This is a genomic window from Winogradskyella sp., assembly GCF_013213835.1.
In the GTDB taxonomy this organism is placed as follows: domain Bacteria; phylum Bacteroidota; class Bacteroidia; order Flavobacteriales; family Flavobacteriaceae; genus Winogradskyella.
Window position 1 is genome coordinate 114298 of record NZ_JABSSU010000007.1, and the last position, 13291, is coordinate 127588.

The following is a 13291-nucleotide window of genomic DNA, read 5'->3' on the forward strand; positions in this document are numbered from 1 at the left end:
CAAAAGTAGTCTTTATAATTTGATTTACATTACCAAAATGTTAAGAATTTTAACATATTTGTTAACCGAATCTAGATTTCATTCCGTTTTTAATAGCTATTTTAAGCATTCAATGTTTTATTGAGAATTATTTTAAATTATCACTAATTACGAAGGCTAATTTTTGTGATATTTAAAAAACCTTTGAAAATTGATTTTTTCAAAAAAAAAAATCAATTACTCACTATTTATTTAAATCAAAAAAAGCATTTAGAGAGAACCCTAAATGCTTTACTAAAATTTTAAATATTCATTAAGAATTCTTTCTGTAATGTTCTAATAGACTTGAAGTGGAAGCATCGTGCTTATTTATTGCTTCACCGCTAAATTCTTTCAATATTTTATTTGCAAGCTGCTTACCTAATTCAACACCAAACTGATCATAACTATAAATGTTCCAGATAATTCCCTGAACAAATATTTTATGCTCATACATGGCTATAAGTTTCCCTAAGCTTTCAGGCGTCAACTTATCAATTAACAAGGTAGTTGTTGGTTTATTACCTTCAAAAATCTTGAATGGCAGTAACTTTGCCTTTTCCTCTTCAGATAACCCTGAACTATTCAATTCAGACAATACTTCAGATTCTGATTTTCCATTCATTAAAGCTTCGGTCTGCGCAAAGAAATTAGACATTAACTTATCGTGATGTTCTTTATTACCATGTAGCGAATGCACAAAACCAATAAAATCTGCTGGTATTAGCTTTGTGCCTTGATGAATTAACTGAAAAAAGGCATGCTGAGAATTTGTCCCAGGCTCACCCCAAATAATAGTTCCTGTTTGGTAATTAACCTTATCTCCTGTTCTATCTACATACTTACCATTACTTTCCATAATGCCTTGCTGTAAATAGGTAGCAAACTGATTTAAGTATTGTGTATAAGGAATAATAGCTTCGCTTTCTGCTTTAAAGAAATTGTTATACCAAATGGTTAATAATGCAGAAACAACAGGAATATTTGATTTAAAATCAGTGGTCTTAAAGTGCTCATCCATTTTACCAGCGCCATTAAGAAGGCTTTCATAGTTTTCATAACCTAATGCTAAACTGATAGATAAACCAACAGCACTCCAGAGGGAGAAACGTCCACCAACCCAATTTTTCATAGGGAAGATATTTTTCTCATCGATACCAAATGATTTTACGCTTTCAATATTTGTGGATACCGCTACAAAGTGCTTAGACACTGCTTCTGTTGGCAGAGACTCTAAGAACCAACTTCTTATAGAATTCGCATTTGATAAAGTCTCTTGCGTAGTGAATGTCTTAGAAACAATAACAAATAATGTTGTTTCAGGATCTAAATTCTTTATGATCTCGTTGTAATGATCGCCATCTACATTACTTACAAAATGCGTGTTTAAGTGATTTTTATAATATTGAAGTGAATCTACAACCATCGCTGGCCCAAGATCCGAACCGCCAATACCTATATTTACAACATCAGTTATAGCTTTCCCAGTATATCCTTTATGATCACCATTTACTATTGAATCTGTAAAAGCTTTAATTTTTTGTCTAACCTCAAAAACTTCAGGAACCACATTCTCACCATCAACAAAAACCTCAGCGTCTTCTGATGTTCTTAGTGCTGTGTGAAGTACTGCTCTTCCTTCTGTTGCGTTAATAATATCACCTTCAAAGTATTTTGAGATAGCATCTTTTAAATCAACTTCATTTGCTAACTCTATTAGAACATCTATTGTTTCTTCAGAGATTCTATTCTTTGAAAAATCTACATAGAAATCGTCCCAGCTAAGTGTTAGCTTACTAACGCGCTCAGTATCTTCTTCAAATAACTCCTTTAAATGTTTAGATTGTATTGTTTCAAAATGTGATTGTAACTTCTTCCAAGCATCTGTCGATGCCGGATTGATTGATTTTAGTCCCATTATTGTATTGATTGATCTTCTGTTATTGTATTAACTTTTTCTTTTGGCTCTGCATCTAAGAAAAAGATATCATCTAGTCTCTTCTTAATTGGCTTTATATGCTCAAGGTATTTCACCTTTAAACTATCACCTATAGGCTCTGCTTGTGGTAATTTTTGTTTGAATGGGTCAACCTGTCTACCATTCTTCCAAAAACGATAGCACACATGTGGTCCACCTGTATTACCAGTCATACCGACATAGCCAATAACGTCACCTTGCTTTACAAACTGCCCCTTTTTGACAGCCTGTTTACTCATATGTAAATACTGTGTTGTATATGTATCGTTATGTCTAATCTTAACATACTTACCATTACCGCCACGACGTGTTGATTCGATGACTGTACCATTTGCAGTAGCCATAATTGGTGTGCCAATTGGTGCGGCAAAATCAGTACCTTTATGGGGTCTAATCTTGTAACCGTAATATGCAATTCTTCTCTTTAAATTATAGCGAGAAGATACTCTTCCAAATTTTACAGGTGATTTTAAAAAGGCACGTCTCATATTTTTTGCCTCTTCATTAAAATAATCTCTGATGCCTTTAATTGAGTCAGTAACAAACTCAAAGGCATAAAGCGAATCTCCTTTATGTTCAAAATATGCAGCTTTTACATCATGTACTCCTGTGTAAATACTATCGTTAATGTATTTATCAGTGTATATAACTTTAAAACGATCTCCAGGTTGTAAACGGCTAAAATCTATGGTCCATGCATAAATATCGTCTGCTAAAATATAAGCTAACTTATAACTTAAACCTTTTTCTTCGAGAGTTTCTGAAATACTATTTTTTATTACACCAGTAGCCGTTTTTTCAACATACCTTATGGGTTTTTTACCTTTATAGGTTTGTATTGAGTCTTTAAAATCAATCACCACATAATCTTCTAAACTTTGCTGATAAATAAAAGCTGATGGTTTTTTAATGCTATCACTAAGGTTTTCCTTTGGGAATAATAATGTGTAAGGCTTACCTACTTGAAGTTTTCTAGCTATATCAAAAGTATCTTTAGCCTTTTCGGCAATCTGAAAAATTTTGGGATAACCTATGTGGTTGCGGTCTAGAATGATACCGAAAGTATCACCTTTTCTTATTGTATCTCTTTTGAACTCGTAGTGCTTTTCACTAAAACCAAACTCTACTTTTTCCTTTTTTACAACAACAGGTTGTACATTACTGTCTTCGTTTGGTTTGACGTCCTTACATGCTGAAACAAATACCAAAAGTAAGGTAATTGCTATCAATCTTCTCAACTGCATTAATAATGCGGATTATAAATTATTTCCCCAATTCTTTAATTCTTCTTCCGTCCATAAGTCTGGAAAGAAAATACGTCTTTGATATTTTGGATGCATATACTTTTTCCAATCGCTACCTCCTGTCGCTTCACCATCACCAAGTCCACTTTCTATATAATGTCTTGCAGCATTGTAATGCGCCATTACCCAAGTAACGTTTACTGTATAATCAAAATGTCGCATTGCCTTAACTAAATCTTTATCTTTTTGATCTTCTTCTGGCAACTCTTTAAAACGTGTCCATAGATTCTTGGTATTATAGGTTTCCATAAACCTTAAGAACTCGTCTTTATAACGCGCCTCAAAATTAACTAAAAGTGTGGATTTTTTACCTGTTTTATGATCTTTTCCCGCAGCTTGCCAATATAAATGCTCAAAAGCATGTGTGAATGGTGTATTTCTATCTATGTTTTCTCTAAATCTGTAATCAATAAGGTTGATAAGTTCTGTAGATGCGAACTCAATCAAACGGTATTGAGCACTCTGAAAACCACTAGCAGGAGTTAAGGTATATCTAAACTTCATATATTGCTCAACCTCCATGCCTTCTCTCATGATATTAAATGACGTGGTAAGCATATCAAAATAACGACTAACGCGCATTATTTTGCTCTCAAAAAACACAACATCTAAATCTTCCTTTTCTGCAACTTGCGAAATTTCATGCAGTATCATTTTAAAAATGAGTTCGTTTATTTGATGGTAGGCAATAAATACCATCTCATCTGGCAATGTAGTTCGCTGAATTTGTAAATTTAATAACGCATCTGTTTGTATATAGTCCCAATAAGTTATAGGCTTACTGTATAGTAAGCCATATAAATGATCATCTGTGTCTTGGTCTATTTTATTATACTTTTCTTGAAGCTCTTTTAGAATTTCGTCAAAGTTAGGTTGGTCTGACATATATTTAATTGTCTATTACTATTGGCAAAGAATACTTTAATCCTTTGAATGCTTCTAAGTCTGCTCTTAGTGAACCTACAGCCAAATCTGCATGAATTTTTAATGGTATTTTATTTTCATCATCACTTACCCAAAGCGTTAAACTTTCCTCTTCTTTAAATACACGACCAGCCATGACATATGGTCTAAATTTAAGTGCATTTATCTTCACTCTATTTCCATTAAGTCTAATCTTAACTGTTTCTCGTCCTAAAAATTTAAGCTTAAAACCATAATTCTCTTCATCAAAGAACATATTCGTCTGAATTTCATCACCAATCTTTAATGACGGCACATCAATGCTATTTCTCAAATAATAATACATTGAAACCATGTCTTGAACATCTTTCTCAGTAGAAAACGTATCGATTTTTTTCTTTTTCTTATTATTTACAATCGCCTTCCCTTCTTTGTGATCAAAATCAATTTCGATATCCTTAGTATGTCCACCTTCATCTATTTTTCTGATAAATTTATAAGGCGAACCAGTATTTTTATCAAAATAACTCTCGTATCTGTCTCTTACTTTAAAGAACAAATTAACAGCACCAGTCGTTTTTCCTTTACCCACGACATGATAGACGGATTTACCATTCAGGTTTTTTTCATTCACCTTCAAAGTTGCTTCACCAGCTTTAAACCAGCCGCTATAACTCATTCTAAACTTAAACCATTCTCCTTTTTGAAAGGCTGAATCTGTTTTTGTGCTTGAAGGGTTAAGCCCTGCAAAGAATATTAATAATGTAAGTAGATATTTCATAACGCTTTTATTGTAAATTTAAAAAATGTCACATAATTAATATGTTACATTAATCTTAAATACAATTACTATTCCAAAAATATAAAAACGATAAAACCCAAACTATTAACCTGAGTTAATTTAATATGTGAACAATAGAATTATAAAGTACCTCGTTTAGCTTGTTCTCGCTCTATAGATTCAAACAAGGCCTTAAAATTACCGGCGCCAAAACCTCTTGCACCCATACGTTGTATAATCTCAAAAAATAGCGTTGGCCTATCTTCTACCGGCTTGGTGAAAATCTGCAGCAAATAACCTTCTTCGTCAGCATCAATCATAATACCTAAGGCCTTGAGCTTTTCTATATCTTCTCTCAACTCATGATCAAAAATATCTAATCGTCCTGGCACTGCTTTATAATATTCTTCTGGAGGAGTAGATAAAAACTCAACACCATTTGCCTTTAATTGAGACACCGTTTTAATGATATCATCTGTTGCTACTGCGATGTGTTGTACACCAGCTCCTTCATAGAAATCTAAATATTCTTCTATCTGCGAACGCTTCTTACCTTCAGCTGGTTCATTAATTGGGAACTTTATTCGACCATTACCATTAGACATTACCTTACTCATTAATGCTGAATACTCAGTATGAATTTGCTTGTCATCAAAAGACAGGAAGTTTTCAAACCCCATAACGTCTTCATACCATTTTACCCAAACGTTCATTTGATTCCAGCCCACATTACCAACCATATGATCAATATATTTTAAACCAGCAGCAGGCGGATTATAATCGGTTTTCCATTCAACAAATCCTGGCATAAATACGCCATCATAGTTTTTTCGCTCTACAAACATGTGAACCGTCTCGCCGTAAGTATAAATTCCTGCAGTGACTACTTCACCAAATTCATCTGTATCTGCTTTAGGCTCTTGATAGGACTTAGCACCTCTAGATGTGGTTTCTTTATAAGCACTTCTTGCATCATCAACCCAAAGCGCTACCACTTTTACACCATCACCATGTTTTACAATGTGGTCATTAATTGATGATTTACTATTTAAAGGTGTTGTAAGCATCAGTTTTATCTTGTCTTGTTTTAAAACATAACTAACAGCATCTGTAGATCCCGTTTCTAAGCCTCTATATGCATATGATTGAAAACCAAATGCGGTTTTATAAAAGTGAGCAGCCTGCTTCGCATTACCTACGTAAAACTCTACATAATCTGTTCCTAAAAGCGGTAAGAAATCTTGTGCTCCTTCAAATATTTTTTCTAAACCGTAGTTTACTGATTTAACCTCCTTTGCCATGATATAGTTATTTTATTTAGTATCGAGAGTCTATGTCTCTCATTATTTCTTCTATTGATTTTTCTTTTTCTACTTCTTCAGAAATTGTATCGTTAGATATTTCATAAGTTTCGTCTTGCCAAGTACCTTCAGTAGAATCTTCTTCGATTAAAATTACTTCTTCGTCTATGTCGTTCTGATTATTGTTTTCAATATCTTCTAAAAAATCGGACGATAATGCCGCACCAAAAAAGATTAAACCAATTATGGTCAGAAATACAATTATTCCATTAAAAACAATGGCAATAATATTTAAAATCTTACCTGTATTGACATTACTTCTAGTTTGGGGTGAATATGCTTCATAGTGTTCTGCATATTCTTTAAGACTTTTATTAGCCTGGATTAAGCCGAAAATTGCCATTATCAACGGAATTATAGCTGTAAAACCATAACAACAACAGCCTGCTATTCCTAAAACTAATGATACAACACCTAAAATAAGTGCTAATGGATCTGCTGGTAATTTATTTTGACTCATTTACTCTAACCAAGATTTATAGTAATCTTCATCTGCTATTTTTAGCGCTTCCTCTGTGACCTTTAAAGGCTTAAAGGTATCTACCATAACAGCTAACTCATCTGTCTTTACCTTACCAATACTGCGCTCCATTGCACCAGGATGCGGTCCGTGCGGTATACCTGCTGGATGTAACGAGATATGGCCCGCATCAATATCATTTCTACTCATAAAATCACCATCGACATAATACAAGACTTCATCACTATCTATGTTACTATGATTATAAGGTGCTGGAATAGCTTGTGGGTGATAATCATATAATCGCGGTACAAAGCTGCAAACTACAAATGCATCTGTTTCAAATGTTTGATGCACTGGTGGTGGCTGATGCACACGACCTGTTATAGGTTCAAAATCATGTATAGAGAAGGCATAAGGATAATTAAACCCATCATAACCAATAACATCAAACGGATGTGATGCGTAAACCATCTCTATAATTTCATCTTGCTTTTTTATATTGATTAAAAAATCACCTGATTCATTATAGGTTTCTAATTCTTCTGGTCGTCTAATATCACGCTCGCAAAATGGTGAGTGCTCTAATAATTGACCAAACCAGTTTCTATAGCGTTTTGGTGTATAAATTGGTCTGTATGATTCTACAATAAATAATCGGTTATCTTCGGTATCAAAATCTATTTTATAAATAATACCTCTTGGAATTAATAAATAGTCACCATACTTAAAATCTAAATTACCTAACATGGTACGTAACTTACCAGTGCCCTTGTGAATAAAGATTAACTCGTCTGCATCTGTGTTTTTGTAGAAATAATCTTTTGTGGATTGTTTTGGAGCAGCCAATATAATATTGCAATCACTGTTTGTCAATACAACTTTTCTACTATCTAAATAGTCGTCTTCTGGTTTTACTTTAAACCCATGAAAACGATATGACTGCATATTATTAGCTTTAGCAACCTTTGGTGCTATACTATATTGCTTCTTTATCGCTTTCACCTGTGTTGGTCTTTGCTCATGATAACTATTTGTTGACATACCGTCGAAACCTATAGTACCAAACAATTGCTCATAGTAAAAACTGCCATCTGGCTTTTTAAATTGTGTATGGCGCTTTGGAGGAATTTGTCCTAATTTATGATAAAATGGCATTATTATTTAGTTAATTAGTGTTTTGTCTGTTCTCTTAATGGCCAAAACCATTGACCTTTAAAGTTACGAAAAATGTATTATATAAATACGATACTGAAACAAGTTCAGCATGACAGGATTGTCATTCTGGATTCCTTTTGATCAAGAAATGTAAGTGTAGCTTTATGTCTTCCCAGTAAGGTTTCATTGGTCTAAAATTACAAAAATAAATTAGAACCAAAATCCTAAATTAAAAAACCAATACCCATTGCCAGTTTCTGGAGAATACGTGTATTTACCTTCTAGAGGTCCAAGAAAAGTTTCGAGCGAATATCCTAAGGCATAGCCACTAAAATCTGGTGAACTAAGCCATTCACCTGTTTCAAAAATACCATCTTCAATATTAGCATAGTTAGCTGCTAAAATGATGTGATTATTTTTTATGAATTCATAATCAAATGTAAATACTGCTTTCACAAAACTGTCACCTGTCAGTGCTATATAGTCATAACCGTAAAAAGATGAAATGTTATTTATAAAATTATGACCGTAACCTCCTAAAGCAAAACCTAAAGCTCTTGCCGAGTTGTCTCCAATTTTAAAACCGCCATGGGTCTGTAGATGCAAGGCCAACTTATCAGTAAAGCTTAATGCATATCCTAAATCTGCTTTTGCTATAGAAAATAAGTCAAAGTTTACATTAGGGCCATTTGCATTTAAATACCAATGAAAATCACCATTAAAGAAAAAACCACTTTTTGGAAAATAGGGATCATCATAACTATCAAATTTGAGGTTCCCAAAAACACTGTAATAATTTGTGTTTTCGAAGACAATTTCCTCGTCCTCTTCCTCTTCAAGTAAAGTTTCTGAAGTCAATTTTAATCGCTTATACTCAGCACCTAAACGTAATGAAAAATCCTTCCTAAATATAGTTTGGATATATAGCTGATTTGTAAAATCCGTAAGTTCTGTATCTATTCTATTTAGACCTTGAATTAAGTTAGAATTCTCATCTTGTATTAAAGTAGGGCTGATGTTTCTATTAAATTGATTAAAACGAGATTTTACACCTAAACTTACATAAAATCCTTTATCAATAAAGTAGTCAAAATTATAACGCGTATTATCTCCAAGTATGACATCTAACGAAGCTATATCATTATTAAACAATAGCTTCTTTTTTGTAAGATTTGCTAAAGCCGCGCTTTTATATAATCCGTCATAGTGTACACCTAATTTTAAAAAAGTTGTAGCATCTGTCTCTCTAATTTCACCTTTAAGCTTGTAAGATCCGACACTATCTTTTTTTAGTTGATATCTAAATGTCTCAAAATTGTTAGTCGCTATCAAACTATTAATACCTTCTTTAAAATTCTGATAACTTATTTTTTTATCATTTCTAAGTTTTAATTTACCTCTTAAATATGATCTCGTGTAACGCTTATTACCATCGAAATCTAATCCTGTAATCCTTAAACTATCTAACGGAGTTACTACAGGTCTCTCTGGATTGAATTTTTGCTGTTTTTTAATACGCTTTAAATCTTCAATATTAGCTCTTGCAGCCTCTTCACCATTAGCAATTATATCTCCACCTTCACTAAATGACACTACTGAAAAATTTGTAATATCTGGTTTAATATAAACATCTGTTAAAGGAGCTTTATCCTTCATTGCTTTAATAGTACGAAAGTTATTGATTTGCAGTAAAATCTCATCAGCAGACTTTAAATGTTCACGATCCCTTAATGCATCTTGTACATCGACACCAATTATAATATCCATTCCTTTTTCTCTCAACAACTCAACTGGAAAATTGTTTGTTACGCCACCATCAATTAATATTCTATCATCAATAACAACTGGTTGAAATAGCGAAGGTAATGCACCGCTTGCAGTAACAGCCTCTGCTAAACTACCTTCATCCATAACTAAAGATTCGCCCGATTCAATATCAGTTGCAATACAAAAAAACGGAATTGGAAGATTATTAAAATCCTTGACTTCATTAACATGAAGCATCATTTGATACAATAAATTATAAACGTTTTGTCCTCTAGAAAGTGCCGATGGTAAATTAATTTCAAAATTTTCAAAAGGTAAACTTACTGCGTACTTATAGGAGTTCTCTCGTTCATAAAATGGTTTAGTTGCTCTAGTGAATTCGTCATTAATTAACTCGTTAAAATCTGTCTTATTAAAAAGTGCTTCTAATTGTTTACCAGAATACCCAGAAGCATAAAGCGACCCTATTATAGCTCCCATACTAGTACCAGCAATATAGTCGATTTTAATATCAAGACTATCAATGACTTTTAATACTCCAATATGAGCAAATCCTTTTGCTCCACCACCACTTAGCACCAAACCAACTTTGGGCTCTTTTTGCTCTTGAGCATTTATAGTATTGAAACTTACACATAGAATGACTACCAAAAGCACCCTAAGAAAGCACTTAATATTTTGATTTGATTGATTAGTTTTCAAAAGATTATTCTTTATGATAGTAATTATAAATTTTACTCGCTCTAGACACTCCAACAACAGCTTCAAGCTCATCCAATTTGGCATTTGCAATACGCTTAACGGTTTTAAATTGTTTCATTAAATCGATAATCGTTTGCTCACCTACTCCAGATATATTTTCTAGTTCTGTGGTAAGTGCACCTTTACTTCTTCTGTTTCTATGATGCTCTATACCAAAACGATGGGCTTCATTACGCAATTGCTGTATGATTTTTAGTGTCTCACTTTTTTTGTCTAAATATAAAGGAATTGGATCATCTGGATAGAATAATTCTTCTAAACGTTTTGCTATACCAATAATTGCAATGGTACCTCTCAACCCTAACACTTCTAAACTCTTTAAAGCTGAAGATAATTGACCTTTTCCTCCATCTATTATTATGAGTTGTGGTAATGGTTGGTCTTCTTCAAGCAGACGTTTATAACGTCTAAAAACCACTTCTTCCATTGAAGCAAAATCATCTGGACCTTCAACTGTTTTTATATTAAAATGTCTATAATCTTTCTTACTTGGTTTTCCGTTTTTAAATACTACACAAGCGGCAACAGGATTTGTTCCTTGAATATTTGAATTATCAAAACACTCAATATGCCTTGGCTCTACCGAAAGCCTTAAATCTGCTTTCATCTGCGCCATTATTCTGTTGGCATGTCTATCTGGATCTACAATTTTTATTTGCTTTAGTTTATCCATTCGATAATACTTTGCATTTCTAATTGATAAGTCCACTATGCTCTTTTTATCACCAAGCTTAGGTATAGTCACCTTAATTTGCTCTCCTAAATCTACCTGAAACGGTACATAAATCTCTTTTGAATTTGAATTGAACCGTTGACGAATTTCAGTAATTGCCAATTCTAAAAGTTCTTTATCTGTTTCTTGAAGCTTCTTCTTTATTTCTAATGTATGAGATCTAATAATTGAACCATAACTTAACTGCAAAAAGTTGATATATGCATAGGTCTCATCACTTACTATAGAAAAAACATCCACATTACTAATCTTTGGATTGACAATGGTAGATTTAGATTGGTAGTTTTCTAAAACTTCTAGTTTCTCTTTTATTTTCTGAGCGTCTTCAAATTGCATTGCTTCAGCATACTGCCTCATTTGGGATCTAAATTGCTGCAAAGAATCTTTAAAGTTTCCTTTTAATATTTCCCTGATAGCAATCACATTTGCCTGATATGCTTCTTCTGTTTCTCTGCCTTCGCAACCACCTTTACAATTTCCTAAATGGTATTCTAAACACACCTTATACTTACCAGCTTCAATTTTAGCTTCAGAAAGATCATAATTACAGGTACGTAATTGATATAATCCTTTTATTAATCCTAAAAGTGTTTTAACGGTTTTCATGCTGGTATATGGCCCAAAATATTCAGAGCCATCTTTAATCACTCGTCTCGTTGGGAATACTCTAGGAAAACGTTCTTTTTTAATGCAAATCCAAGGATAAGATTTGTCATCCTTAAGCATTACATTATACTTAGGTTGATACTTCTTAATAAGGTTGTTCTCTAGTAGTAATGCATCATTCTCAGTTTCTACAACAATATGTTTTACAGTAGATATATTTTTTACCAATACACGTGTCTTACCATAATCATGATGCTTAGTAAAATAACTACTAACACGCTTTTTAATATTCTTAGCTTTCCCTACATATATAAGTTTCTCGTCAGCATCAAAATATTGATAAACGCCGGGTTGATGGGGTAAGGTTTTTATCTGTATTTCTAAAGAAGTTTCAGCCATTAAATCAAAAGTAGGCAAAAGTTATAAGTTACCAGTTATGAGTAATTAAAGTTAACAACCAAATGTGCTAAATTCAATAAACAAACCTAAAAGTTTGAGTAACTTTAAATACTTATTAACTTTAGACACTTTAAGAATTATCATGAATATTGTTATCCTCTCTAGAAACGAACATTTGTACTCTACGAGACGTCTCATTGAAGAAGGTGAAAAAAGAGGTCATGAAATTGAAGTTATAGATCCTTTAAAATGCGATATCATTATAGAGCAAGAAAAACCTACAATTTTTTATAAGGATCGTTATCTAGATTATGTTGACGCCATTATACCTAGAATTGGAGCGTCGGTGACATTTTTTGGCTGTGCTGTGGTGAGACAATTTGAAATGATGGGTGTTTTTACAACAGTCACCTCTGATGCCATTATACGAAGTAGAGATAAACTTAGAAGTTTTCAACGTCTTTCTAAGGCCGGTATTGGTATGCCAAAAACAGTGTTCACCAACTATTCTAGAGATGTTGAGGAAGTATTAGATCATGTTGGTGGCCCACCAGTAATTATAAAATTATTAGAGGGTACACAAGGATTAGGTGTTGTTTTGGCTGAATCTAAAAACGCCGCGGAATCCGTACTTGAGGCCTTTAACGGATTACAAGCGAGAGCACTTGTACAAGAATATATTGAAGAAGCAAAAGGTGCAGATTTAAGAGCATTAATTGTAGATGGGCAAGTAGTTGGAGCAATGAAACGACAAGGTAGAGAAGGAGAATTTAGATCTAATCTTCATCGTGGTGGCACTGCCAATTTAATAAAGCTTACCGAAGCAGAACTTAAGTTAGCTATAAAAGCGGCCAGAGCATTGAAATTGCCTGTGTGTGGCGTGGATATGTTACAATCTTCAAGAGGTCCATTAATTATGGAAGTGAATTCTACACCAGGGCTTGAAGGTATTGAAGGTGCAACACACAAAAATATTGCTAGAGCAATTATTACGTTTATTGAACGTAATAGAAATTAAAAAAATGAAAATCCTGCTTTCGTAAGAAATGAAAAAGATTCCC

General features: G+C 33.2%; 10 protein-coding genes. 1 reads left to right on the plus strand and 9 read right to left on the minus strand.

Going from position 1 to position 13291, the window contains the following annotated elements:
- Nucleotides 1–292: 292 nt before the first annotated feature.
- From pgi to uvrC, 9 genes are all read right to left on the minus strand, one after another.
- Entirely contained in the window at nt 293–1936 is a 1644-nt protein-coding gene (pgi, locus tag HRU50_RS12050; RefSeq protein ID WP_296351340.1) for a glucose-6-phosphate isomerase, read from the minus strand.
- Nucleotides 1936–3240 (minus strand): peptidoglycan DD-metalloendopeptidase family protein, encoded by a 1305-nt coding sequence (locus HRU50_RS12055; RefSeq protein ID WP_296351341.1) that lies wholly within the window; start codon nt 3238–3240, stop codon nt 1936–1938. The genes pgi and HRU50_RS12055 overlap by 1 nt, the downstream gene beginning before the upstream one ends.
- A 12-nt stretch (nt 3241–3252) precedes the next feature.
- Nucleotides 3253–4185, minus strand: a complete 933-nt coding sequence (locus tag HRU50_RS12060; RefSeq protein ID WP_296351342.1) for a tryptophan 2,3-dioxygenase family protein — start codon at nt 4183–4185, stop codon at nt 3253–3255.
- A gap of 4 nt (nt 4186–4189) precedes the next feature.
- Nucleotides 4190–4984 (minus strand): DUF3108 domain-containing protein, encoded by a 795-nt coding sequence (locus HRU50_RS12065; protein WP_296351343.1) that lies wholly within the window; start codon nt 4982–4984, stop codon nt 4190–4192.
- A gap of 140 nt (nt 4985–5124) precedes the next feature.
- Nucleotides 5125–6285 carry a 4-hydroxyphenylpyruvate dioxygenase gene (hppD, locus tag HRU50_RS12070; protein WP_296351344.1) on the minus strand — a complete coding sequence of 387 codons (1161 nt, stop codon included), beginning with the start codon at nt 6283–6285 and terminating at the stop codon, nt 5125–5127.
- 16 nt (nt 6286–6301) lie between these two features.
- A complete protein-coding gene (locus tag HRU50_RS12075) occupies nt 6302–6805 on the minus strand; it encodes a CCC motif membrane protein (protein WP_296351345.1) in 504 nt (167 codons plus the stop codon).
- Nucleotides 6806–7963 carry a homogentisate 1,2-dioxygenase gene (locus HRU50_RS12080; protein WP_296351346.1) on the minus strand — a complete coding sequence of 386 codons (1158 nt, stop codon included), beginning with the start codon at nt 7961–7963 and terminating at the stop codon, nt 6806–6808.
- A gap of 210 nt (nt 7964–8173) precedes the next feature.
- The gene (locus HRU50_RS12085) at nt 8174–10432 is read right to left on the minus strand and encodes a patatin-like phospholipase family protein (RefSeq protein WP_366927380.1); all 2259 of its coding nucleotides are present in this window, start codon (nt 10430–10432) and stop codon (nt 8174–8176) included.
- A gap of 4 nt (nt 10433–10436) precedes the next feature.
- A complete protein-coding gene (gene uvrC, locus HRU50_RS12090; RefSeq protein WP_296351348.1) occupies nt 10437–12230 on the minus strand; it encodes an excinuclease ABC subunit UvrC in 1794 nt (597 codons plus the stop codon).
- A gap of 142 nt (nt 12231–12372) precedes the next feature.
- Here uvrC and rimK point away from each other — a divergent pair, with 142 nt between their 5' ends.
- Nucleotides 12373–13248 (plus strand): 30S ribosomal protein S6--L-glutamate ligase, encoded by an 876-nt coding sequence (gene rimK, locus HRU50_RS12095; protein ID WP_296351438.1) that lies wholly within the window; start codon nt 12373–12375, stop codon nt 13246–13248.
- Nucleotides 13249–13291: the final 43 nt, after the last annotated feature.

Bases quoted from the DNA above. Each gene is read 5' to 3' on its own strand.
- HRU50_RS12075 (WP_296351345.1), bottom strand. From the start codon at position 6,805: ATGAGTCAAAATAAATTACCAGCAGATCCATTAGCACTTATTTTAGGT.
- HRU50_RS12055 (WP_296351341.1), bottom strand. From the start codon at position 3,240: ATGCAGTTGAGAAGATTGATAGCAATTACCTTACTTTTGGTATTTGTT.
- HRU50_RS12060 (WP_296351342.1), bottom strand. From the start codon at position 4,185: ATGTCAGACCAACCTAACTTTGACGAAATTCTAAAAGAGCTTCAAGAA.
- HRU50_RS12065 (WP_296351343.1), bottom strand. From the start codon at position 4,984: ATGAAATATCTACTTACATTATTAATATTCTTTGCAGGGCTTAACCCT.
- pgi (WP_296351340.1), bottom strand. From the start codon at position 1,936: ATGGGACTAAAATCAATCAATCCGGCATCGACAGATGCTTGGAAGAAG.
- rimK (WP_296351438.1), top strand. From the start codon at position 12,373: ATGAATATTGTTATCCTCTCTAGAAACGAACATTTGTACTCTACGAGA.
- hppD (WP_296351344.1), bottom strand. From the start codon at position 6,285: ATGGCAAAGGAGGTTAAATCAGTAAACTACGGTTTAGAAAAAATATTT.
- uvrC (WP_296351348.1), bottom strand. From the start codon at position 12,230: ATGGCTGAAACTTCTTTAGAAATACAGATAAAAACCTTACCCCATCAA.
- HRU50_RS12080 (WP_296351346.1), bottom strand. From the start codon at position 7,963: ATGCCATTTTATCATAAATTAGGACAAATTCCTCCAAAGCGCCATACA.